This window comes from Sulfuriferula sp. AH1 (assembly GCF_002162035.1).
In the GTDB taxonomy this organism is placed as follows: Bacteria; Pseudomonadota; Gammaproteobacteria; order Burkholderiales; family Sulfuriferulaceae; genus Sulfuriferula.
The window spans coordinates 2,136,278-2,158,136 of record NZ_CP021138.1 but is presented as its reverse complement, the minus strand read 5'-3'; the positions used below and the strand labels follow the sequence as shown (position 1 = coordinate 2,158,136).

Annotated in this window: 23 protein-coding genes; 10 read left to right on the top strand and 13 right to left on the bottom strand. The window is 57.2% G+C overall.

Annotation, left to right across the window (positions count from 1 at the left end; translation table 11 throughout):
- Positions 1–6 precede the first annotated feature (6 nt).
- From CAP31_RS10945 to CAP31_RS10935, 3 genes are read right to left on the bottom strand one after another with little or no spacing between them, the layout of a single operon-like run.
- A complete protein-coding gene (locus CAP31_RS10945) occupies positions 7–1,236 on the bottom strand; it encodes a nucleoside recognition domain-containing protein (protein ID WP_087447566.1) in 1,230 nt (409 codons plus the stop codon).
- A gap of 8 nt (positions 1,237–1,244) precedes the next feature.
- Entirely contained in the window at positions 1,245–2,159 is a 915-nt protein-coding gene (locus CAP31_RS10940) for a CobD/CbiB family protein (protein WP_087447565.1), read from the bottom strand.
- A 14-nt stretch (positions 2,160–2,173) separates the two neighbouring features.
- The gene (locus CAP31_RS10935; RefSeq protein ID WP_087447564.1) at positions 2,174–2,704 is read right to left on the bottom strand and encodes a GyrI-like domain-containing protein; all 531 of its coding nucleotides are present in this window, start codon (positions 2,702–2,704) and stop codon (positions 2,174–2,176) included.
- A 108-nt stretch (positions 2,705–2,812) separates the two neighbouring features.
- On the opposite strand from CAP31_RS10935, the gene CAP31_RS10930 reads away from it, so the two are divergent.
- Both CAP31_RS10930 and CAP31_RS10925 read left to right on the top strand, forming a co-directional pair.
- Complete coding sequence (locus CAP31_RS10930; RefSeq protein ID WP_087447563.1) at positions 2,813–3,763, top strand: MBL fold metallo-hydrolase; 951 nt, start codon at positions 2,813–2,815, stop codon at positions 3,761–3,763.
- Positions 3,760–4,605, top strand: coding sequence for a secretin N-terminal domain-containing protein (locus CAP31_RS10925; RefSeq protein ID WP_087447562.1), 846 nt, complete (start codon positions 3,760–3,762; stop codon positions 4,603–4,605). The genes CAP31_RS10930 and CAP31_RS10925 overlap by 4 nt, the downstream gene beginning before the upstream one ends.
- On the opposite strand, the gene CAP31_RS10920 is transcribed toward CAP31_RS10925, so the two are convergent.
- From CAP31_RS10920 to CAP31_RS10910, 3 genes are all read right to left on the bottom strand, one after another.
- A complete protein-coding gene (locus CAP31_RS10920; RefSeq protein ID WP_087447561.1) occupies positions 4,586–5,002 on the bottom strand; it encodes a hypothetical protein in 417 nt (138 codons plus the stop codon). The genes CAP31_RS10925 and CAP31_RS10920 overlap by 20 nt on opposite strands.
- Positions 5,003–6,343, bottom strand: coding sequence for a GGDEF domain-containing protein (locus tag CAP31_RS10915; protein ID WP_087447560.1), 1,341 nt, complete (start codon positions 6,341–6,343; stop codon positions 5,003–5,005). It lies immediately after the preceding gene.
- 308 nt (positions 6,344–6,651) lie between these two features.
- Positions 6,652–7,281, bottom strand: coding sequence for an arylesterase (locus tag CAP31_RS10910; protein ID WP_087447559.1), 630 nt, complete (start codon positions 7,279–7,281; stop codon positions 6,652–6,654).
- Here CAP31_RS10910 and CAP31_RS10905 point away from each other — a divergent pair.
- Positions 7,280–7,969 (top strand): ABC transporter ATP-binding protein, encoded by a 690-nt coding sequence (locus tag CAP31_RS10905; protein WP_087447558.1) that lies wholly within the window; start codon positions 7,280–7,282, stop codon positions 7,967–7,969. The genes CAP31_RS10910 and CAP31_RS10905 overlap by 2 nt on opposite strands.
- Positions 7,966–10,449, top strand: coding sequence for an ABC transporter permease (locus CAP31_RS10900; RefSeq protein ID WP_087447557.1), 2,484 nt, complete (start codon positions 7,966–7,968; stop codon positions 10,447–10,449). The genes CAP31_RS10905 and CAP31_RS10900 overlap by 4 nt, the downstream gene beginning before the upstream one ends.
- A 47-nt stretch (positions 10,450–10,496) precedes the next feature.
- On the opposite strand, the gene CAP31_RS10895 is transcribed toward CAP31_RS10900, so the two are convergent.
- A complete protein-coding gene (locus CAP31_RS10895) occupies positions 10,497–11,396 on the bottom strand; it encodes a diguanylate cyclase domain-containing protein (protein WP_087447556.1) in 900 nt (299 codons plus the stop codon).
- Between the two features lie 206 nt (positions 11,397–11,602).
- Positions 11,603–11,872 (bottom strand): hypothetical protein, encoded by a 270-nt coding sequence (locus CAP31_RS10890; RefSeq protein ID WP_087447555.1) that lies wholly within the window; start codon positions 11,870–11,872, stop codon positions 11,603–11,605.
- Between the two features lie 99 nt (positions 11,873–11,971).
- Here CAP31_RS10890 and prfB point away from each other — a divergent pair.
- Positions 11,972–13,076, top strand: a protein-coding gene (prfB, locus tag CAP31_RS10885) for a peptide chain release factor 2 (protein WP_157662734.1) whose coding sequence is annotated in 2 segments (ribosomal slippage) — positions 11,972–12,052 and positions 12,054–13,076 — 1,104 coding nt in all. Because the reading frame shifts where the segments join, the coding sequence is not laid out codon by codon here.
- A 2-nt stretch (positions 13,077–13,078) separates the two neighbouring features.
- Positions 13,079–14,581, top strand: a complete 1,503-nt coding sequence (gene lysS, locus CAP31_RS10880; protein ID WP_087447554.1) for a lysine--tRNA ligase — start codon at positions 13,079–13,081, stop codon at positions 14,579–14,581.
- A gap of 2 nt (positions 14,582–14,583) precedes the next feature.
- On the opposite strand, the gene CAP31_RS10875 is transcribed toward lysS, so the two are convergent.
- From CAP31_RS10875 to CAP31_RS10865, 3 genes are read right to left on the bottom strand one after another with little or no spacing between them, the layout of a single operon-like run.
- Positions 14,584–15,348 (bottom strand): DUF3025 domain-containing protein, encoded by a 765-nt coding sequence (locus tag CAP31_RS10875; RefSeq protein WP_087447553.1) that lies wholly within the window; start codon positions 15,346–15,348, stop codon positions 14,584–14,586.
- Positions 15,345–15,611 (bottom strand): SemiSWEET transporter, encoded by a 267-nt coding sequence (locus CAP31_RS10870; RefSeq protein WP_087447552.1) that lies wholly within the window; start codon positions 15,609–15,611, stop codon positions 15,345–15,347. Before CAP31_RS10870 ends, CAP31_RS10875 begins: the two co-directional genes overlap by 4 nt.
- A 6-nt stretch (positions 15,612–15,617) precedes the next feature.
- Positions 15,618–16,016, bottom strand: coding sequence for a hypothetical protein (locus CAP31_RS10865; protein ID WP_087447551.1), 399 nt, complete (start codon positions 16,014–16,016; stop codon positions 15,618–15,620).
- A 54-nt stretch (positions 16,017–16,070) separates the two neighbouring features.
- On the opposite strand from CAP31_RS10865, the gene CAP31_RS10860 reads away from it, so the two are divergent.
- The 4 genes from CAP31_RS10860 to CAP31_RS10845 all read left to right on the top strand — a co-directional run bounded on the left by CAP31_RS10860 (position 16,071) and on the right by CAP31_RS10845 (position 20,450).
- Positions 16,071–16,745: an ERCC4 domain-containing protein gene (locus CAP31_RS10860; protein WP_189836615.1), complete on the top strand. Its 675-nt coding sequence runs from the start codon at positions 16,071–16,073 to the stop codon at positions 16,743–16,745.
- Positions 16,745–17,866, top strand: a complete 1,122-nt coding sequence (locus tag CAP31_RS10855; protein WP_087447549.1) for an FIST N-terminal domain-containing protein — start codon at positions 16,745–16,747, stop codon at positions 17,864–17,866. Before CAP31_RS10860 ends, CAP31_RS10855 begins: the two co-directional genes overlap by 1 nt.
- A 22-nt stretch (positions 17,867–17,888) precedes the next feature.
- Complete coding sequence (locus CAP31_RS10850; RefSeq protein ID WP_087447548.1) at positions 17,889–18,134, top strand: hypothetical protein; 246 nt, start codon at positions 17,889–17,891, stop codon at positions 18,132–18,134.
- Between the two features lie 87 nt (positions 18,135–18,221).
- Complete coding sequence (locus CAP31_RS10845; RefSeq protein ID WP_189836614.1) at positions 18,222–20,450, top strand: bifunctional diguanylate cyclase/phosphodiesterase; 2,229 nt, start codon at positions 18,222–18,224, stop codon at positions 20,448–20,450.
- An 8-nt stretch (positions 20,451–20,458) separates the two neighbouring features.
- Here the strand turns inward: CAP31_RS10845 and rfbD are convergent, their stop codons facing one another.
- Positions 20,459–21,319: a dTDP-4-dehydrorhamnose reductase gene (gene rfbD, locus CAP31_RS10840; protein WP_087447546.1), complete on the bottom strand. Its 861-nt coding sequence runs from the start codon at positions 21,317–21,319 to the stop codon at positions 20,459–20,461.
- A complete protein-coding gene (rfbC, locus tag CAP31_RS10835) occupies positions 21,316–21,858 on the bottom strand; it encodes a dTDP-4-dehydrorhamnose 3,5-epimerase (protein ID WP_087447545.1) in 543 nt (180 codons plus the stop codon). The genes rfbD and rfbC overlap by 4 nt, the downstream gene beginning before the upstream one ends.
- Position 21,859 lies beyond the last annotated feature (1 nt).

Sequence of the window (21,859 nt, the reverse complement as noted above, 5' to 3'; positions counted from 1 at the left end):
AAAGGATCAGCCAAAAAATAAGTAGGTCACGGCAATGGCAGCGAGCAGCCCGCCCAGATCGGCGATCAACCCGCAGGTGACCGCATGGCGTACCCGCTGGATGCCGACCGCGCCGAAGTATACGGCCAGGACATAAAATGTGGTTTCAGTGCTGCCCTGAATCACCGCAGCGAGCCTGCCGGCAAACGAGTCGGCGCCAAAAGTGTGCATGGTGTCGATCATTATCGCCCGCGAGCCGCTGCCCGACAGCGGTTTCATCAAGGCAGTAGGCAGTGCATCGACAAATCGGGTATCCCAGCCGAGCATGACGACGACATGGCGAATGCCGTTCAGAACCAGGTCTAGCGCACCGCTGGCCCGAAATACAGCGATGGCGACGAGCATGGCAACGAGATAGGGGATGATGGTGACCGCAGTGTGAAACCCTTCCTTGGCGCCTTCGATAAATGCCTCATAGGCGTTGACACGTTTGAAAGCGGCTGCGCCGATGAAAGCGGTAATCAAGCCGAACAGCAGGAAATTGCTGATCAGCCCGGATTGGCGCACCATTTCGTCGGCGGGCAGGCGGGCAAAATAAGCCACCAGTCCGAATACCAGTGCGCTAATGGCAGCCAGATAGCCCAGCACCACCTTGTCCAGCAAGTTGATGCGCTGAAAGAATGCCGTAGCCAGCAAACCGGCCATGGTCGAGCAATAGGTAGCGATGAGGATGGGGATGAACACGTCGGTAGGGTCATGCGCGCCCGCCTGAGCGCGGTAAGTGAAGATCGTGACCGGCAGCAAGGTGACCGATGAGGCATTGATGACCATAAACAGGATTTGTGCGTCGGAAGCCGTGGTCTTGTCCGTGTTGAGCGTCTGCAGTTCCTGCATGGCCTTGATGCCGATGGGCGTCGCTGCGTTATCCAGCCCCAGCATGTTGGCGGCCATGTTCATGGTGATCGCGCCGAGCGCCGGGTGATTGGCCGGCACGTCGGGGAACAGGCGGCGGAACAGAGGAGACATCAGCCAGGTCAGGCCTTGCAGAAAACCGGCGCGTTCGCCGACGCGCATGATGCCCAGCCATAGCGCCATGATGCCGACCAGGCCGAGTGCGATTTCGAACGCGCCTTTGGCTGCGACGAATATCGCCTGCATGATCAGGCTGTAGCTGTCGGTGTGACCCAGTACCAGCCAATTGAAGCTGGCGAAGCAGAAGGCAACGAGAAAAAAACCTATCCAGATGAAATTCAGCATGTGCGGCGTTAACCCGCCTGTTTGGCAAGCGCCATCAACAGCAGCAGCAATAGCCAGATAGTGAGTGCACGCCAGATCAGGCTGATGGTGCTGTTGAGATAGCTGCTGTCGGCTTCGTCTCCCAGCCCCAGTTCGGGCCGCCAGACTTCGCCCTGGGCGTGCTGTAGCGGCAGCCCCAGTTTAACGCCCAGGGCGCCAGCTGCGCTGGCGAGCAGGATGCCCTGATTGTGGTTTGCCCAGTCCGCTGCCTGGCTGCGCCAGCAGAAAACCGCGTCTTCGAAATCGCCGGCGATGGCGAAGCTCAGTGCAGTGATGCGCGTCGGCAGCCAGTCCAGGATATGCAGCATGCGCTGGGAAAAATGGGCGAATTCGCCCAATGTGTCGGTATGCCATTGCTCGGCGATGATGCAGGTCAGACGATACAGTACCGCGCCGACCGGACCCAGCGGGGCCAGGAGCACGAACCAGAAAATCACGCCGAACAGGTGCTGTTGCGCATCGGTCACCAGCGATTCCATCGTGGCGCGCAACAGGCCGGCTGATGATTCGGGTACGCGCTCGCCGCCGCGCCATGCGTCAAACAGGCCTTGTGCACGCGGCAAGTCGTTTTCGGTCAGCGCACGATTGATGGATTCCGCGGCCAGCGTACAGGATTTAAAACGGATGCTCAGGTAGAGTACGGTGATATTCCAGAACCATGCCAGCCACAAGCTGGCGGAACTCAGCATGAAGTAGATTGTGCCGGTGACAAGGAGCGCCGGCACGACCGAAATCAGCCAGGCGAGGATGCCGTGCTGGTGCGCGCCGGCGTTGAGGTGATGTGCCAGAAACTGCAGCGGGCGCGCAAGTCTGGCTGACCAGATCTTGGCCAGTGGTCGGAAGTGTTCCAGCAGGAGGGCGGCTAATATGGCAAAAAATGTCATCGCCTCAGTCTGTGTCAGTTAGGGATGTCCACAGTCAATACCCCCATTTGGCTAATGGAAGTGCCTGCGGTATAGACTTCCACCGATGGCATGCGGATATCCTTGCCCATCGGTTTCAGATAATCATGTAATGCCTGATAAGCCATGCCCGGCGCTAACAGCATGCTGGCTTGTACTTCCGCGCGCAGTACCTGTCTGGACGGCAAATCATCGGTCTTGATCGGCTCCTTGACTTGCGCGGTGGGCGCTATCAGGTAGCCGATACGGGCATGCTGATCGTGCTTTTTGGTCGTACGCGGGTCAGCGTAGAGTATCGTAATCGAGTTGCCCGGCTCGATCTGCTGTGCACGCAACGCAGCGAATACTTTCTGTTGCACGTCTGTCAGATTACCGTAATCGCCGTAATATTCACTATAGGCATAATGCAGGGGCTCGCTTTGCACTTCCTGAATCGTAGCGTGATTGAACCCGCCCCACCACCAGAATGTCAGCAGTATCGGTAGAATGAATGCAGAAACGAACGCTAGCCAATTTTTCTTGATCAAGGGGACTCCACGAGGTAATGAGCGATTTAATACGGTGGAAAGATACCATATCCCGGCGCGGCTTGTCGCGGTTACAATGTTAAAACGGACAATAAATGGGAGATAGCAATGATTAAATTATTAGCAATGATGTGCCTGTTCTGGCTAGGTAGTGCGCATGCGAGCGAATATGCCGCAGTGAGCGTACCCATGGTGCCGATCAAGGTCGGCAAGCATAGTTATTATGTGCAAGGAATGGCAGGCGCCGCGTCGTCGGCAAATCAGGGCTTTATGTCGAATGCCGGATTCGTGGTGACCAAGGACTCGGTGCTGGTGTTCGATACATTGGGAACGCCTTCGCTGGCGGCGGAACTGGTGAAGAAAATACGTGAAATCACTCCGTTGCCTATCAAACGCGTAATCATCAGTCATTATCATGCTGACCATTTTTACGGCCTGCAGGTATTCAAGGAACTGGGCGCGGAATCCTGGGCGCACAAGAACGGACAAGGCGCGGTGGATTCCGAAGCCGCTGCCGAGCGGCTGACACAGCGCCGCGAAACCTTGTTCCCGTGGGTCGATGAAAACACCAAATTGTTACCGGCTGACAAATGGCTGGATGGCGATACCGATTTTGAAATGGGCGGTGTGCATTTCCTGTTGCGCTATGTCGGTCCTGCGCATACCGCGGAAGATATGGCGATGCTGGTGAAGGAAGACGGCGTGCTCTATACCGGCGACCTGGTGTTTCGGGGGCGGGTACCGTTTGTCGGCGATGCGGACAGCAAAGCCTGGCTGACGGCATTGAATAAGCTGATTGCGCTGAAGCCGCGCGTGATGGTGGCTGGGCATGGCGCCGCCTCGCTCAAACCGCAGCAAGATCTGGAATTTACCCGGGATTATCTGGAATTCCTGCGCAAATCGATGGGACAGGCCGTAGCGAATCTGGAGCCGTTCGACGAAGCCTATGCGCATACCGACTGGAGCAAATATGCCAGGCTGCCGGCGTTTGAGCAGGCTAATCGCCAGAATGCCTATAATACCTATCTGTTAATGGAGAAAGAATCGCTCGCGCAATGAGACGTCTTGGCTGGATATTGCTGGTCTGCCTGTCGCTGCAAAGCCGGGCTGGTGAGCTGGAAGTGATACAGCTGCAAAATCGCAGCGTCAGCGAAGTATTGCCCGTGTTGCAGCCCTTGCTGGAACCGGGCGCTACGCTGACGGGCATGAACGACCAGTTGATATTGCGGGCATCGGATCGCAATCGCGCCGAGATCAAAAAAGTGCTGGCGACGCTGGATCAGGCGTCGCGCCAGCTGGTGATTTACGTGCGGCAGAGCATGACACAGGACCGCCAGCAGCGCGGGATCAATGCAACAGGGACAGTGGTGCTGGGAAATGGCGCGAGTATCAGCCAGCCAGTTCTCGATTCCGGTCATGGGCCGCGCACCGTGCGTCCGCAAACTTCCTCCGTTGATATCAATGTGCAGGATCGCCAGCGCCGGAGTCAGGATGCCGCAGATCAGATGGTGCGGGTGATGGATGGCGGCAGTGCCTACATCAGTGCCGGTGTGTCTGTACCGATACCCATGCGCAGCGTATATTTGAGTTCGACAGGTGCCGTGATTACGGAATCCACAGTGTATCAGGATCTGGCATCAGGGTTTTATGCGACACCACGCCTCATGGGCGAACGTGTCAGCATTGACATCAGTCCGCAGCAAAATAGTCCGCAGTATGGTGTTTATGGCACGCAAGCGGTACAACGGCTGTATACCACAGTACAAACCAGGCTGGGGGAGTGGGTGCAGATAGGTGGTGCGGGTACCTCAACCAACAGGCAAAGCCGCCAGCTATTCGGCGGCAATAATCAAACCAGTATGACTCAACGTAGCGTATGGCTCAAGGTCGAGGCCGAGTAGCCGCGTTATCAAATACCGCATCGATGGCTTCTATTATCTGATTCAGACGCAAGAAATCCTGCGCTGCACCTTCGCCTGCCATAAAACGTCGCCGTAACGGTCCCAGTGCATTGACCACCGCAGTCCGTTCCACCTGTGATTGCGGGCTGGTGAGGGCGCACCAGTTATATATCATGGTGCTGACTTCAGCTAAAAAATCGTCCGCCGGTACGGGTATGAGTTGATAATGGGTGCGATTTTGCAGGGCTGCGAGTAATTCTGTATAAGTCATGCTGGTGTTGATCCATGCGGATTTGAGTCGGTCAAGCGGATGCACACGGCAACCCATTGCTGTTGCAATGTTTACCAGCGCATCCATTGGGAAACGCGGAACGCGGCCGCGCAATCCCGTGTTCATTCATCCCTGAGTCGGCGGTTGACCGAGCGCCGGTTCATAGCGAATTATCCGGTTTCTGCCACTCTGCTTGGCCGCGTACAGCGCAGTGTCTGCAGCCGCGACCAATGCCTGGGCGTTATCCGCGTGCGCTGGCCAGGATGCGATCCCGATGCTGACGGTAATGTGTAGCGGCGTGTCGATATCGACATCGAACGCCTGCGCCTCTACCGTCGCACGCAGGCGTTCGGCGATATTGGCGGCAGCCTCGAGATCGGTCTCTGGCAGGATAATAGTGATTTCCTCGCCGCCGTAGCGGCACACGCGGTCGATGGCACGTGCCTCGCGGCGCAATAGCTCGCTCAGCACCTTGAGAACAGCATCTCCCGCCAGGTGTCCGTGCGTATCGTTGACGCGCTTGAAGTAATCGATGTCGAGCAGCAGTAGTGAGACCGGCCGCCCGGAGCGTCGCGCACGCGTGAGTTCGTCGGTGAGCAGCACGTAGAATGTGCGGTGGTTGTAGAGTTTGGTAAGACCATCGCAGGTCGCAAACTCCTCGAGCATTGCCTGATTCGCCTGGAGACGCTCGGCCATCGCGTTGAAAGCCGCGGCCAGCTCACCCAGCTCGTCATTATTATGGATGGCTACCCGGTACGACAGCTTGCCTTCTGCCAGACTTGTCGTGCCCTGCCGCAACGTGTCCACAGGATTGGTGACGGAACGTGCCAGGGCTATGCCAGCAAAAATGGATACCGCAGTAGCCAATACGAAAGCAGCAAAAGTCACCCACAGTGCTTTCGTGCGGGCGGCATCGGCCTGCGCGCGATCCTGTTCAATTACTTGATGGAAATAATCGTGCGCGTCATCAAGAATAGTCACGGCCCGCTCGATATGTGCATTGAACCGCTCCATGTCGTGCGCCGCCTCCGCATTTCCCACTGGATCGGTGAGTCGCAGCAACTGCTCGCCCAGGTACAGAGCCTGTTCCCATTCCGCATGCGCGGATTTGATCAACGAGCGTTCTTCGCTCAACGTGAACTGCTCGGGCGAGGATTCCTTGAAGATCTGCTCCACCCGTCGGCTCTGTTGCGCGAACTGCCGGCGCTCATCTGGATCGCCGTGGATCATGTAGTCGTCGACCGGCTTGGTGGCTTGGAGCAGCACCATCTGCAGGCGCATCATCGGTGCCATTTCTTCGGTGAGCTCTCGTACGATGTCGTTGAGCGGTTCGATCAGCCGTGGCAGCAGATAGAACTGGCCTACAGCTGCAGCCACCAGAAACGGCAGCAGCACGGCACCCAGACCAAGGGCGAAGCGGGTGTGCAGGGAGGCCGGAAACCTGGAGCCAGGGATTTGAAGCTTCATAACAGCCTCCAGGTCACCTCAAGGAGTGTGCTTCAGTCGAAACTGCTCTTGACGATACAGGGGTTGGCGCCAACGTCGATGCATGCTACGAACTTCAAGTTTGGATCTTGCATTGCAATATCGTACTTTTGCCGTACGCTCATGATTTTCCACCGTTTTACTTGCTGTTTAATAGTGTACTCCGAAGTCATGAAACTCCGGCCAATTTTTATTGGCGCTGATTGCGCTACATACTGCAACTGTGCTCAAGCAGTATTTTGTACAGGGTGATGATGCATGGCACGCATGCTGCCGTTTCTGCGCAAGCACTAATGCTTCCTGCTTGCTGCCGTTAACAGCGGCAGCAATGCCCCCCAAATATTCTCCACTACCTGATTTTCTGCTGCTGCGATGGGATGCAGGCCGTCGGCCTGGAACAGCTCCGACCGGGTTTCTATGCCAGTCAGCAATGACGGCAGTAAGGCCACATGGTGCTGGTGCGCGAGCGCGACAAAGGACTGCTGAAACTTTTCGGTATAGGCTATGCCATAATTGGGCGGCAGACGAGTGCCGACCAGCAGCGTACGCGCGCCATTTTTCTTGATGTCTGCGATCATGGCGCCGAGATTGCTCTGCATGGAGGTGAGCGGCAAACCGCGCAGCCCGTCGTTGGCACCGAGGGCAAGGATGACGATAGCGGGTTCGTACTGAGCCAATGCAGCAGGCAGACGGGTCAGGCCGCCTGCGCTGGTTTCACCGCTGATACTGGCGTTGATTACCTGCCATTTTTTGGGTTGCCGGGCATCCAGCCGCTGTTGCAACAAATCAGGCCATGCCTGATGGGCGGCGAGGCCGTAGCCTGCCGACAGGCTGTCGCCGAATACCAGTATCACCTGTGCAGCGTGCGCCGTACCGGATATCATGAAACACAACAACAGTAAAAACTTTCTTAAGCTCATGACTACTCCCGCCCAAAATCCCATTTTGCATGTCGTCGATCTTGCCAAGCAAGTGACCCTGAATGGCGCTGCGCTGACGATACTGCATCCTACCAGTTTCGACATCCTGCGGGGCGAATCGGTTGCCATCGTGGGCGCATCCGGATCGGGAAAGTCGACGCTGCTCGGCCTGCTGGCCGGGTTGGACCTGCCCAGCCAGGGCGAAGTATGGCTGGCGGGACAATCGCTCGCGGCGATGGACGAGGACGGTCGTGCCAGATTGCGCGGCGAGCTGATCGGCTTCGTATTCCAGTCGTTTCAGTTATTGCCGATGCTGACCGCCGTGGAGAATGTGATGTTGCCGCTGGAACTGAATGCGGTAGCCGATGCGCGCAAGCGTGCACAGTACTGGCTGGAGCGGGTCGGGCTGGTCGATCGCCAGCAGCACCGCGCCCAGCAATTGTCGGGCGGCGAGCAGCAGCGTGTCGCCATTGCCCGTGCGTTTGCAGTGAATCCGGCGTTACTGCTGGCGGACGAGCCTACCGGCAATCTGGATTCGGAAACCGGTGCGAGGGTGATCGAATTGCTGTTCGAACTCAATCGTGAGCAGGGCACGACGCTGGTGCTGGTGACGCATGACGATCAGCTTGCCGCTAGTTGCGGCCGGCGTCTGGCATTGCGTGCCGGGCATCTGGAAAGCCGGACATGAATATCGTAACGCTCGCGCTGCGTATGCTGTTACGCGAATGGCGTGCGGGTGAGTTGCGCGTGCTGGTGCTGGCGGTGCTGATCGCGGTGGCGGGGCTGGCTTCGGTCAATGCCTTTACCGCACGCATGCAGCTGGCGCTGAGTCAGGAGAGTAACCGCTTGCTCGGCGCGGATCTGGTACTGGCGTCGGATCATGCGCCTGCTCCTGTATTGCAGGCCGAAGCGCAGCGGCGCAACTTGCTTACTGCCCAAACCATGCAATTTCCCAGTATGGTGAGTACGGCGAACGCGAGCCAGCTTGCCGAGATCAAAGCGGTGACCAGCACTTACCCGTTGCGCGGCACATTGCGCATCGCCGACAGCGCATCGGCTGCCGATCATCCGGTTCAGGCCGTGCCGCGTCCGGGCACGGTATGGCTCGAAGCACGGCTGGCGAATGCCTTGCAGCTCAAGCCGGGCGACATGATCCAGATCGGTTACAGCCAGCTCAAGGTAACAGCGATCCTGACCAATGAGCCCGACCGCGGCGGCGATTTTTTTAATCTCGCGCCGCGTTTGCTGATGAATCAGACTGATGTGGCAGCTACCGGGCTGGTCACGCTTGGCAGCCGGGTCAATTACCGCTTGCTGATAGCAGGCAGCGGCAGCGCCGTCGATAATTATCGTGCTGTGCTCGCAGCGCATCTTGCACGCGGGCAACGTTTGCTGAGCGTGCGCGATGCCCGGCCGGAAATCCGCGATGTGCTGGACAAGGCAGAGCGTTATCTGGGGTTGGCGGTACTGCTGGCAGTGCTGCTTGCAGCTACGGCAGTGTTATTGTCGACCCGGCATTTCCTGCGCCGTCATCTGGATGCATGCGCGCTGCTGCGCTGTTTCGGTGCCAGTCAGCGCACCATTGTGACTTTGTATGTGTTGCAGATCGCCGCTCTGGGCCTGCTGGCCGCTGTGGCCGGCGTAGTGCTGGGTTATGCCGGACAGGCGGTGCTGGCGGCCATGCTGGGCAAGCTCGCGCACCTTGAGCTGCCGCCGGCGGCGATATTGCCGTTTGTGCAGGCGGCGCTGGCAGGACTGGTGCTGCTGGCGGGTTTCAGTCTGCCGACACTGTTCATGCTCCGGCATACGCCGGCATTGCGTATCCTGCGGCGCGATGCGGCAGCATTCGATGCGCTGGGTGCGGCAAGTTATCTGGCCGGAGTGGGGGCGATGGCGGCATTGCTGTTGTGGCAGGTGCGTGATGTACAGCTGACGCTCATGGTGCTGGCGGGGCTGGCGGTGACACTGCTGGTGACGGTGGCATTGTCGTGGTTGCTGGTCCTGGCTGCGGGTTGGCTGGGCGCGTACAGTCATGGCAGCTGGCGGCAGGGGCTGCTCAACCTGCGGCGCCGTGCAGGCGGCAGCGTCATCCAGATTTCGGCGTTTACGCTGGGCATGCTGGCATTGCTGTTGCTGACCGTGGTGCGCGGCGATCTGCTGGACAATTGGCACGCTACGCTGCCTGCCACGGCGCCGAATCGTTTCGTGATCAATATTCAACCGGATCAGGTGGCGCCTTTGCAGGCGTTTTTGCGTCAGCGCGATCTGGAGGTCGGATTGTATCCGATGATACGCGGACGGCTAACGGCGATTAACGGGCATGAGGTGAACAGTGCCAGCTATGCCGATCAGCAAACCCAGCGCCTGCTGGACCGCGAATTCAATCTGTCCTACGCCGACGAACTGAATCCCGACACCGTTTTTGTTGCGGGCAAGGGCTGGCATGGGGCCCACCCTTCTGCGCAATTTTCGGTAGAACAGGGGATCGCGGACAGGCTGCATCTCAAGCTCGGCGATACCTTGCGTTTCGACGTGGGCGGGACGCCGGTTTCCGCACGGATTACCAGCTTGCGCAAGGTTAACTGGGACAGCTTCAAGGTGAATTTTTTCGTGGTCGCCAATGCAGCGCTGTTGCAGCATACTGCCGCCAGCTATATCACCAGTTTCTATCTGCCTGCCTCGAAAGTCGCGCTGCTGAACGACATGGTCAGGGCCTATCCCAATCTGACCGTGATCGACGTCTCGGCCATCATGCAGACGGTGCAGGATATGCTGGATCGGGTGTCGGCAGCGGTGCAGTTTGTATTCGTCTTCAGTCTCGCTTCCGGTCTGGTGGTGTTATACGCCGCGCTCGCTGCTACCCGCGATGAGCGTGCGCAGGAAACCGCACTGTGGCGCGTGCTCGGTGCGCAACGGCGGCAATTGTGGCTGGCGCAGGTCACCGAATTCGCCGCGATAGGCCTGCTGGCAGGGTTGCTGGCGGCTGCGGGGGCAAGTGCCATCGGCTGGGGATTGAGCAGCGAGGTATTCAAGTTGCCTTATCATTTCGATCCGCTGCTGTGGTTGATTGCAACGGGGGCGGGCGGCGCGGGTGTGGCGATTGCCGGTGTATTGGGGCTGTGGGGTATCAGTCGGGTGCCGCCGCTGGTGACGCTGCGCGAGATGTAAGAGCGGTTGTCCCTCACCTGTGCCGGAGGTGCGTGTCCGCTGGGCTTTTAGTCGTCGTCGATGGCGGCATCCCAGATGCGCGTGCAGTTGCGCCCGGCGGATTTTGCCGCATACATGGCCTGATCAGCGTGATGGATGCATTGTTCCGGGCTGATGTTCGCTTCCAGCAGCGCAAGTCCGAACGAGGCAGTGATGAAAATCGGCTGTGGACCTTCATAAGCGACGGCGATCGCGTGCAGTTTCTGGCGTATGCGCTCGATTACCCGGTAACTCGTCTGCAAATCGGTGCCCGGCATCGAGATCAGGAACTTTTCGTGATTATAGCGGAATACCCGGTCATAGGGCCGCAACTGTTCCACCACATAACGTACCGCCACTGAAAGCGCCCGGTCGCCGGTGTCATGGCCATAGGTATCGTTGAGGTGTTTCAGATGGTCGAGATTCATGATGGCGATAGAGCAGGTCTGTATATTCTGCTGCACCTGTTCCGCCAGTTTGTTGAGCTCGGTCGCCATCGCAAGCTGGGTTTCGGCGCCGGTCAGCGGATCGTGGTTGTAGAGTATGCCTTCTATCTCGCGTTCCAGCGTTTTGACTTCGAGGCGGAACTGGTCGAGGCCGGTATTGAATTCGTCGTAGTCGGCCAGGGTGATGGACGTTTCCGTGGTCAGTTTTGTCAGCAATTGCGCGGCGAGTTCATGCAGGTGCCGGTGCGAGTTTCTCAATGGGGCGAATGCCGGGTGGTCACGCAGGGTCGTCGGAGCTTGCTGATAAAACCATAGTCCCAGGCAGCAGTGACGGTGAGCATCCTTGGCTACATCGCGCTGATCGCAGGGCAGGCGGCCGATGATGGTGCGGGTGAGATCCTTGTGCCACAACTCATGATTGTAAATGGCTTGCTTCAACTGCTTTAGCGCAGCCTGTAAGCTGATCTCATCGGTATCAAGCATGGCAGCACCCTCTAATTTCGTCTTGATTAGGTATGTTGGAGGACGATCGCCATATCCAAACAGCAGAGTTTGTCGGTGATTGCCGTTCTGGGTAATGCGTTCTCATTCTTGAGCTTCTTTTTAGCGATATCCCAATATGACAATTAAATTAAATACTTAATTCCGGAATTTTGCAAGAGAACAGCCGTGCGGGCACGGTTAACGCATTACCGTGACAATGCAGTTCGAAGTAATTCGGCGGTAAGTTCATTGATGCCGATGTTCCGGGTTTTGGCCAGTTCGTGTAATTGCGCGACCAGGTTCACATTGAGTTTGACGGCGAACGGAATCAGACCCTGGGCCTGGTTGAGTTTGCGCTGTTCGCGGCGGTCGGGCAGGGCGGCAGCCTCTGCCGCGAAACGTCCGGGCGTATCGGCTTGCTTCATTTGGCTGTTGACTTTGAGTCCCAGATTTTTATAGAGGTCGGTTTTTTTCATGGTTTTAACGGTGACGAAGAGCAAAGTCGGTATTCTACGCGTGAAGTAAAGGCCATGACGATGTTATAATTCACGGTTTTAAGCATATTGCCCCTTATCATGGAAGCCGAACGCCTTAATCAGATTGATTCCCTGTTGACCGACTTGGCTCAACGTACCGTAGAACTTCGGAGGTATCTTTGACTTCGACTCCAAGTCGAATCGCCTGGAAGAAGTCAACGTTCTCGCCGAGGATCCGGCGATCTGGAACGACCCGAAACGCGCGCAGGAACTGGGGCGCGAAAAGAAATTCCTGGAAAACGTGGTGTTGACGCTGCAAAGCCTCGATCAGGGCTTGCGCGATGGCCGCGACCTGTTCGACATGGCGCGTGAAGAAAACGACGACGACACGCTGGAAGCCGTCGGCGAAGACGTTGCGGCGCTGGAAAAAACCGTCGAAGGCATGGAATTCCGCCGCATGTTCGCCAACCCGATGGACCCCAACAACTGCTTTATTGATATCCAGTCTGGTGCCGGCGGTACTGAGGCTTGCGACTGGGCGTCGATGCTGCTGCGCCAGTATTTGCGCTATTGCGAACGCAAGGGCTTCAAGACCGAGGTGCTGGAAGTCTCCGATGGTGACGTGGCCGGGGTGAAATCCGCCAGTATCAAGGTGGATGGCGAATACGCCTACGGCTTCCTGCGTACCGAGACCGGGGTGCACCGGCTGGTGCGCAAATCGCCGTTCGATTCGTCCGGCGGCCGTCATACCTCGTTTGCCAGCGTATTCGTGTATCCCGAAGTGGATGATTCGATCGAGGTCGATATCAATCCGGCGGATCTGCGTGTCGATACCTACCGCGCCAGCGGTGCCGGTGGCCAGCACATCAACAAAACCGATTCTGCGGTGCGTATTACGCATATTCCGACCGGTATCGTGGTGCAGTGCCAGAACGACCGTTCGCAGCACAAGAACCGTGCCGAAGCGATGTCGATGCTCAAGTCGCGCATGTACGAAGCCGAGTTGCGCAAGCGCCAGGCCGAGCAGGACAAGCTGGAAGCGGGAAAATCCGATGTGGGCTGGGGGCATCAGATCCGCTCCTATGTGCTTGATCAGTCGCGCATCAAGGATCTGCGCACCAACGTTGAAATATCCAATACCCAGAAAGTCCTCGACGGCGATCTGGATGAGTTTATCCAAGCCAGTTTGAAACAAGGGGTTTAAGCATGACCGAGATTATTCCAGCCGAACATCAGGACGAAAACCAGATCATCGCCGAGCGGCGCGCCAAGCTGGCCGCATTGCGCGAAGCCGGTGTGGCTTTCCCCAACGATTTCGAGCGCAAGGATTTTGCCGGCGATATCCATGCGCAACATGCCGAGACCAGCAAGGAGGCGCTTGCCGAGCAGCCGGTGAGCGTGCAGTTTGCCGGGCGCATGATGCTGAAACGGGTGATGGGCAAGGCCAGTTTCGCTACCCTGCAGGACATGAGCGGGCGCCTGCAGATTTATCTGAGCAACGATCTGGTCGGAGAGGAAATTCATCAGGCTTTCAAACACTGGGATCTGGGCGATATCGTCGCTGCAACGGGTGTGCTGTTCAGAACCAAGACCGGCGAACTGACCGTGCAGGCGCACAGCGTGCGGCTGTTGTCGAAATCCCTGCGGCCATTGCCGGAGAAATTCCACGGTCTTACCGATCAGGAACAGAAATACCGTCAGCGTTACGTCGATCTGATGACCAACGACGATGCCCGTAACGTATTCATGACCCGTTCCAGGATCGTGCAGGCGATTCGCCAGTTCATGATGGGCCATGGTTTCCTTGAAGTGGAAACGCCGATGATGCATCCGATTCCCGGCGGTGCTGCGGCCAAGCCGTTCGTGACCCATCATAATGCGCTGGACATGGATATGTTCCTGCGCATCGCGCCTGAGCTGTATCTGAAGCGGCTGGTGGTGGGCGGCATGGAAAAGGTATTCGAAATCAACCGTAATTTCCGTAACGAAGGACTGTCGACCCGGCATAACCCGGAATTCACCATGATGGAATTCTACGAGGCGTACCGGGATTATCGCTATCTGATGGATTTTACCGAATCGCTGCTGCGCGAAACCGCGCGTGTAGCCACCGGCAGTGAGCAGGTCAGCTATAACGGCGAGATCATCGATCTGGGCAAGCCGTTCGACCGCCTCACCATTGTGCAGGCGGTGCGCAAATACAATCCGCAATACACCGAAGCCCAGCTCAACGACCGCGCCTGGCTTATTAGCTGGTTCGAGAGCAACAAGGGCAAGTACCGGGCGACCGACGGTGTGGGCGGTTTGCAGCTGAGTTTCTTTGAGGAAACCACGGAAACCCAGTTGATACAGCCGACTTTCATCATTGATTACCCGGCCGAAGTGTCGCCGCTGGCACGGCGTTCCGACAGCCAGCCCGAGATTACCGAGCGCTTCGAGCTGTTCATCACCGGACGCGAAATGGCCAACGGTTTCTCCGAGTTGAACGACCCGGAAGATCAGGCCGAACGTTTCATGGAGCAGGTGCGGCAGAAGGAGGCGGGCGACGAGGAAGCGATGCATTACGACGCGGACTATATCCGTGCGCTGGAATACGGCCTACCGCCGACCGGCGGTTGCGGCATCGGTATTGACCGTTTGGTGATGTTGCTGACCGACAGCGCCAGTATCCGCGACGTGATTCTGTTCCCGCAGATGCGCGCGGAATAAGCCTACGGTCTGAACACCCTCGTATTCTGATAATACGAGGGATCACTATTTTCTGCTGTGACGCCGGGAATGCCCAATACCGGCAGCGCTGCAAATTCGCCGGGTGTGAGCGGTGGATGTTGCAGTAGTTGCTGCGCCAGCAGCCGGTCGAGCTGTTGCTGGCGCTGGGCGGGTTCCAGTGTGAAAAACTCCGCCTGCACCATGATTACCTGGCACTTCCCGGTCATCGCCGGGTAGGGCTGCAGCGCTTTTTCATACAGCGCATGGCCGATCAGATGGAATGCCATTTCCTTTTCTATGCGTTCGCGTTGTCCGACAAATAATTCGCTCCATTGATGTTGCTGCAGCAGTTGCCATAGTGCTGGATCGGCGCAGGCGACGATGACACCGCTTTCATCGAGCAGGGTCAGGGCGTCACGGCGCCGGTCGCGCTGCGCGGTGATGCCGGCGGCGATGTGCAACTGATTGAGCGCGGCTTTACTGTGCGGCCAGATCAGCCAGGCCAGCGCATTGAAATAGTCGTGCCAGTTGTTGACGCGGGTCGGAACCTGGCTGGTTTCGGCAATCCGGGTTTCGTAAGCCTGACCGGTGTCGGATGCAGTGAATTGTATGGTCTGGCCGGATGCATTGGTGATGTTGTGTGCAGTGGCATACTGGTTGAGCAGGTCGAGGTCGATCCAGTCGTCGTCTCGAGTAAGCGCTTGCGGTAACGCCATCAGTGGAGCGAATAACGGAGAGCGCTGCAGCCAGTCGGGTTGCCAGCTCACGGTCTGGTTCTGTGGAAATGGAATTTCAGGATCAGCACAGTAGCGGCGAGCAGCAAGGTGATCGAGTTGGCGATGATAACCGGCAGCGCGTCGAGATAAATACCGTAGAGCAGCCAGAGTCCAACGCCGGCCATGAAAATGACGAACATGCTGGTGGAAATGTCGTCAGCATGTTTGGTGCGCCAGATCTGTATGACCTGGGGCACGAAAGAGATGGTTGTCAGGCTGCCGGCCGCAAGGCCCACCAGATCTTGATTAAGCATGTCGGTTTACCAATAATAGGGGTGATACGGGTCGAAGAAAGGATCGTGGTACGGATTATACCAAGGGTCGCCGTAATAGCGTCTGGGCGGCAACGGGGCCGGAATCAGCGTAACCTGGGCACCCAGCACCAGAGGCAGGGTGTCGGCAGCACGGGGTTGCAGCGTACCCGCGACCTTCAGCCATTTGCCCGGCCCGAATTGTGCCGGGTCGTAATAGCCGAACACGCAGGTCTTGAATTTGTTCGGGCTGGCCTGGTGTCGCTGTAATTCAAAACAGGTATCATCACCAGAACGATACTGGCTGACGATCTGGCCGGCCCATTCGACAGCTTCGCCGCTGGGGTCGAATCCAGCATGGCTGGAATGGCTGATGATAAGTGCGAGGAGAAATACCCATAGGCGCATGATGTCGAACTCCGTAGAATAGTGGTTCCGAGTCTTTACCTTGAGTGCATGATTATGACCGATACAACGACGATTATCACCTACCATCCGCGTGAAGAAAAAACGGCAGTTCTGCAGCATTGGCAAACCTATCCGGGCAGTTTCAAAGGTTTGTCGACTCAGACCGCCGAACTGGATTGCGGCGATTACGATCTGGGCGGCGGGGTGGTGGTCGAGCGCAAGTCGGCGACCGATTTTACCTTGGCGATCATGGATAAACGCCTGTTCGGCGAAGTCGGCAAGCTCAAATCCAGCTACGACCAGCCTGTGTATATCGTCGAAGGCGATATCTATGGCGGGCGTTTTCATACCGATCCGATCGTCATCCGCGAAGCTATCGCCTGGCTGACGGTGATGCAGGGCGTGCCTTTGGTGCCGAGTCCGGGTGAAGGCTTCACTGCCGAAATCCTGTTCACGATGGCGTCGCAGGCACAACATGGCCTCGGCCATCCCGTGGTGATGCGCAATGGCAAGCCGTTTGATCCGGTCAATGGCCAGCGTTATCTGGTGGAAGGTTTGCCGGGTATCAATGAAGTGATGGCGAAGGCGTTGCTGGATCATTTCGGCAGTGCAGCGGCGGTGTTTGCTGCCGAAGCAGAGGCGCTGACACAGGTGGCGGGCATCAGTGCACAGGCAGCTGCACGTATGCGCAAGGTGCTGGACGCGAAATGGCCGGGAGCGAAAGGCTGATGAGCAAGCCGTTTGCCTGGGCGCATTCTTCTCTGGGACAATGGAGCGAGGCGATACAGGATTGCGTCCAGCAATTATCGCCGGTACGTTCTGCGGCGAATCTGGGATTTGTGTACGTTACCGATTTATATGCCAACCGCCTGACCGAAATGCTGGCGCAGCTGCGCGAGCAAACTGGTATTGCGGAATGGGTCGGTTCGGTAGGTATCGGGGTTTGTGCCACCGGGCATGAATATCTGGATGAGTCCGCCGTCGTCGTCATGTTAGGTGAATTCCCGGCCGATTCGTTTCGGGTATTTGCGCCAGTGACGGCCGCCGATCAGGTGGCCTCGGCTCTGGATGGCTTTATGGTGCATGGCAAGCCCGCGCACTATGCTCTGGTTCATGGCGATGCGCGCAATCCGGAGATCCCCGAACTGGTTCGGTTGGTCGCGGCTGGCATGGCGACCGGTTTTGCGACAGGGGGTATCAGCAGTTCGCGCTTCCAGTCATTGCAAGTTGCGGATGAGGTAGTGTACGGCGGCTTGTCCGGGGTGATGTTTACAGATGCGGTGACGGTGATGACCCGGCTCTCGCAAGGCGTCACGCCAATAGGGCCGCGCCACACGGTGACCGCGAACCATGAGAATATCCTGATTAGCCTGGACGGGCGTCCGGCGCTGGATGTGCTGTATGAGGATATCGGCGAGATCCTGGCGCGTGATTTAAGCCGGGCGGCGGGATATATCTTTGTCGCGTTAAGTATTCCGGGAAGTGACAGCCGCGATTATCTGGTGCGCAATTTAATCGGAGCCGATACCGCTGAACGGCTGGTCGCCATCAGCGAGATCGTACCGCCGCTAGCCGAGGTGCTGTTTTGCCGGCGGGATGCAGGGGCGGCACAGACCGACATGCTCAATATGTTGCAGGATTTGCAAGCAAGTTTGCCAGCAGCACCGCGTGGTGCAGTGTATTATTCTTGCTTGGGGCGAGGCGAAAGCTTGTTTGGCGCCAAATCTGCCGAACTGGAATTGATACAGCAGGTATTGGGCGACGTGCCGCTGGTCGGTTTTTTTGCCAACGGCGAAATATCCCATGATCGTATGTACGGCTATACCGGCGTACTGACTTTGTTTATTTAGTTTTTTATTAGGAAAACGCACTATGCCACAAACCCTACAGGAAGTTTCCATGCTGCGTGACGAGATCGAAATGTTGATGCGAGAGCGCGATGGTCTATTAAGAGTCAGTGGCGCAGCGGCAGTCTTCGTTGCCGAGCTGGACAGCGAAAAATTGCCGGCAGTTACGCTGGAAGCGGCCGAAATGCTGGCTGAGTCCTTGAACGAGCTGACGGAAGATACGCTGCAGGATGCGCTTAATGCGGTGAAAGCACAGATACAGGTTCCTTAAGATACAAATGTCGTTCCTTTTGTCCGGATACCCCGGAAAGTTCGCACCCCAGTTGCGAATCGTTATCTAATCGGTATAGCTATGAACATGGCGTCCATCCATACTGTCAGAAAATATTCGGGCGATTATTGGTTGGGTGTCCTCGCATTCTCCTGCGTCTACTATCTGTTCGCCAAATTCGGTTTATGGATTGCCCCCTTCGTACACAGCAGTGTCAGCGCGATCTGGCCGGCAAGCGGCCTGGCGATCGCCGTGCTGGTACTGTTCGGCAAGCGCTACTGGCCAGGCATTCTGATCGGGGCGTTCTGGTCCAGTCTCAGTGTCGTGCCGGTTTATATCGCCTTGATGTTCGGCATCGGCGATACGCTGGCGGCCTTATCGGCCTACTGGCTATTAAGCCGTAATGAGCAGTTCCGGCCGCGGCTGGATCGCGTGTCCGAGATCGTCAAGCTGACCATGCTGGCTGCACCGCTGGCTGCACTGACAAGTGCAACTATCGGTGCGACGACGTTGGTGTTCTGGCATTTGCTGCCGGTCGAGCGCGAGACCAGTGCCTGGTCGGTATGGTGGCTAGGCAATATGATGGGTAATCTGGTGGTCGCACCCGCCTTGATGGTCGGCTATGCCAGCCGCATGTTAAAACCCAGCCGAGCGCAGTTAATCGAAATGCTCATTTTGCTTGCGTCCATGGTATGGCTCATGGGCGCATCGCATTTGCACTGGTTCGGTATCGTCAACTTCGATCCGCAATTCCTGCTGCTGTTTCCTTTTGTGGTATGGGCTGCATTACGTCTGGGCGCAGCAGGGACGGCGATCATCGTGCTGGTAGGTGCATCCATGGCAGTCGGGCTGGTAATGGGCGAAGCAAGGCTGGTAGGCATTCAGGTGCCTTATGCGGTAGTCGCCAATTTGCAGATATTGCTGGCTATCATGAGTGTGTCGGGGTTTCTGATCGCAGCTGCGTTAACCGAGCACAAGCATGCCGAGAACAAATTCGAGCAGTTGGCACGCTATGACAGCCTGACCGGGCTGGCTAACCGGAATGCCTTGTTTGAGGAACTGGATTATGCGGTTGCCAATGCAGAGCGGCGCAGGACTGAGGTTGCCCTGTTATTTATGGATCTTGACCGGTTCAAGAATATCAACGACACATTGGGTCATGCCATGGGCGATAAGCTGCTGCAGGAATTCGCCCAGCGCATTCGTAATAGCGTGCGTCAGGAGGATTTCGTTGCCCGCCTCGGCGGTGATGAATTTACCGTGTTGCTGCAAGGCGACCATGCTACGCAGTCTGCGGCAGCTGTCGCCCAAAAAGTCCTCGACGCGATGCGCATGCCGGTATTGCTGCAAGGCCACGAATACGTGGTATCCGGCAGTATCGGCATCGCAGCGTTCAATGGCGCAGTGTCTCAAACCCTGGGCAACGATTTGGCAGACTCGACGCAGGAGCTGATGCGGCAGGCTGATACCGCGATGTATCGTGCAAAACGACAAGGCACCGGCTTCATGTTTTTCAATATCAATATGGACAGCAACAGCAAGTCGCAATTGCGTTTGGAAAACTCGTTGCGGCGGGCGCTGGAAAATCAGGAATTCGAGCTGTATTATCAGGCCAAGGTGGCCGGCAAATCCGGCAAGATCGTTGGCTGCGAAGCCTTGCTGCGCTGGCGCCATCCGGTGTATGGCCTGATTCAGCCGGAAGAGTTTATCGAGGTGGTGGAGTCCATCGGCTTGATTATTCCGGTGGGGGCATGGGCGTTACGCGAGGCCTGCCAGCAAATGCACCGCTGGCAGCAACAGGGTCTGCCGTTGCAGCGGGTGGCGGTTAATTTATCCATGCGTCAGTTCCTGCAACCGGATTTGTTGGCGGTCGTGGATAAAGCGCTGGCGGATAGTCAAATGGATGCCAGCTACCTCGGGCTGGAAATCACGGAAAGCGTGGCGATGAGCAACGCCAGGCAGACTGTGGAAACCCTGACCGCATTAAAACAGCGCGGCGTGAATATTTCCATCGACGATTTTGGGACCGGCTATTCCAGCTTGAGTTATCTGAAACGCTTCCCGATCGATGCGGTGAAGATAGACCGTTCGTTCATTCAGGAACTTGAACCGGATAGTGACGATGCTGCCATTGTCATGGCGACCATCCGGATGGCGCATGCGATGAGTCTGTCCGTTGTCGCCGAAGGCGTAGAGACCGAACAGCAGCGTGATTTTTTGTTGAAGTACGGTTGCGACGTGTTGCAGGGCTATTTGTACAGCAAGCCGGTGTCTGCGGACGAATATGCGGCATTAATGCATGCCGGGCAGTTGTAGGGTTCGCCTTATGGCTTGTCCAGACACAAGGCAAGCGCAGTTTCCCAGTGCGGCAAGGCAATACCGAAAACCTTGTAGAGTTTGTCGCTACTCAAGACTGAATTGGCCGGGCGTGTGGCAGGTGTAGGATACCGGGTGGCCGGAATCGGATTGAGTGTGACGGATTTTTCCAAGGCGGTCCGCTCCAGGATGGCCGCGGCAAACGCATGCCAGCTGGTTGTGCCCGCACTGGTGAGATTGTAAATCCCTGATAAGGATTGTTGCTCGAAAGGGCGTTGCGCCAGTATCTGTGCAGTTGCTTCCGCAATCATGCGTGACCAGGTCGGCGCGCCGAATTGATCGGCAACGATGTTAAGCTGTTCCCGTTCCTGGAACAGGCGTTGCATGGTCAGCAGGAAATTGCCGCCGCGCAGTCCGTAGACCCAGCTGGTACGTAAAATCAGATGCGGGATACCCGCTGCCGCAATCGCCTGCTCGCCGGCGAGTTTGGTGGCACCATATACTCCTAGCGGGTTTGGGGTGTCGGTTTCCGTATAGGCGCCGCTTTTGCTGCCGTCGAATACATAATCTGTCGAATAATGCACCATGGCCGCGCCAAGTCGGGCGGCTTCTTCGGCCATGATGGCGGGAGCGATTGCATTAAGGGTGCGGGCCGGTTCCGGCTCGGATTCGGCTTTGTCCACTGCGGTATGCGCTGCAGGATTAACGATCAGTTGAGGGCGTGTAGTGCGTATGAACTGCCGCAACGCCTGTTCATCGGTCAGGTCCAGTTGTTGCCGGGCCGGGGCCGTCACGGTACCGAGTGTGGCAAGGGTGCGGCGCAGCTCCCAGCCGACCTGGCCATTGACGCCGGTGAGCAGGATGTTCATGCGAATACCTCGCACTGAACCAGCGGCAGACCGGCTGCATCCTTGGCGGCGATGATCGGCTGCATGTCGAGTGGCCAGGTGATGCCCAGGGCCGGGTCATTCCAGAGCAAGCTGCGTTCGAATTGCGGTGCCCAGTAATCCGTTGTTTTGTATAAAAATTCAGCAGTATCGGAGGTCACTACAAAACCGTGGGCGAAGCCTTTGGGGATCCATGCCATGCGCTTGTTATCCGCGGACAGTTCCATGCCTACCCACTGTCCAAAGGTAGGCGAGGATTTGCGCAGATCGACCGCGACGTCATACACGCTGCCGGAAATGACGCGCACCAGCTTGCCCTGGGTTTGCCGGATCTGGTAATGCAAACCGCGCAGCACGCCTTTGGCCGAGCGTGAATGGTTATCCTGCACGAAATCATCAGGAATGCCGGCTTCGGTCATTACTCGGCGATTGTAGCTTTCATAAAAGAAGCCGCGCTCGTCGCCGAACACCTTGGGTTCGATGACGAGGACATCAGGGATGCGGGTAGGAATGATATTCATG

Excerpts from the sequence above, each read along its gene's own strand:
- CAP31_RS10890 (WP_087447555.1), bottom strand. The coding sequence starts at position 11,872 with ATGAAAAAAACCGACCTCTATAAAAATCTGGGACTCAAAGTCAACAGC.
- CAP31_RS10865 (WP_087447551.1), bottom strand. The coding sequence starts at position 16,016 with ATGCGCCTATGGGTATTTCTCCTCGCACTTATCATCAGCCATTCCAGC.
- CAP31_RS10860 (WP_189836615.1), top strand. The coding sequence starts at position 16,071 with ATGACCGATACAACGACGATTATCACCTACCATCCGCGTGAAGAAAAA.
- CAP31_RS10940 (WP_087447565.1), bottom strand. The coding sequence starts at position 2,159 with ATGACATTTTTTGCCATATTAGCCGCCCTCCTGCTGGAACACTTCCGA.
- CAP31_RS10920 (WP_087447561.1), bottom strand. The coding sequence starts at position 5,002 with ATGAACACGGGATTGCGCGGCCGCGTTCCGCGTTTCCCAATGGATGCG.
- CAP31_RS10845 (WP_189836614.1), top strand. The coding sequence starts at position 18,222 with ATGGCGTCCATCCATACTGTCAGAAAATATTCGGGCGATTATTGGTTG.
- CAP31_RS10915 (WP_087447560.1), bottom strand. The coding sequence starts at position 6,343 with ATGAAGCTTCAAATCCCTGGCTCCAGGTTTCCGGCCTCCCTGCACACC.
- CAP31_RS10930 (WP_087447563.1), top strand. The coding sequence starts at position 2,813 with ATGATTAAATTATTAGCAATGATGTGCCTGTTCTGGCTAGGTAGTGCG.
- lysS (WP_087447554.1), top strand. The coding sequence starts at position 13,079 with ATGACCGAGATTATTCCAGCCGAACATCAGGACGAAAACCAGATCATC.
- CAP31_RS10850 (WP_087447548.1), top strand. The coding sequence starts at position 17,889 with ATGCCACAAACCCTACAGGAAGTTTCCATGCTGCGTGACGAGATCGAA.
- CAP31_RS10895 (WP_087447556.1), bottom strand. The coding sequence starts at position 11,396 with ATGCTTGATACCGATGAGATCAGCTTACAGGCTGCGCTAAAGCAGTTG.
- CAP31_RS10900 (WP_087447557.1), top strand. The coding sequence starts at position 7,966 with ATGAATATCGTAACGCTCGCGCTGCGTATGCTGTTACGCGAATGGCGT.
- CAP31_RS10910 (WP_087447559.1), bottom strand. The coding sequence starts at position 7,281 with ATGAGCTTAAGAAAGTTTTTACTGTTGTTGTGTTTCATGATATCCGGT.
- rfbD (WP_087447546.1), bottom strand. The coding sequence starts at position 21,319 with ATGAACATCCTGCTCACCGGCGTCAATGGCCAGGTCGGCTGGGAGCTG.
- rfbC (WP_087447545.1), bottom strand. The coding sequence starts at position 21,858 with ATGAATATCATTCCTACCCGCATCCCTGATGTCCTCGTCATCGAACCC.
- CAP31_RS10855 (WP_087447549.1), top strand. The coding sequence starts at position 16,745 with ATGAGCAAGCCGTTTGCCTGGGCGCATTCTTCTCTGGGACAATGGAGC.
- CAP31_RS10870 (WP_087447552.1), bottom strand. The coding sequence starts at position 15,611 with ATGCTTAATCAAGATCTGGTGGGCCTTGCGGCCGGCAGCCTGACAACC.
- CAP31_RS10945 (WP_087447566.1), bottom strand. The coding sequence starts at position 1,236 with ATGCTGAATTTCATCTGGATAGGTTTTTTTCTCGTTGCCTTCTGCTTC.
- CAP31_RS10905 (WP_087447558.1), top strand. The coding sequence starts at position 7,280 with ATGACTACTCCCGCCCAAAATCCCATTTTGCATGTCGTCGATCTTGCC.
- CAP31_RS10925 (WP_087447562.1), top strand. The coding sequence starts at position 3,760 with ATGAGACGTCTTGGCTGGATATTGCTGGTCTGCCTGTCGCTGCAAAGC.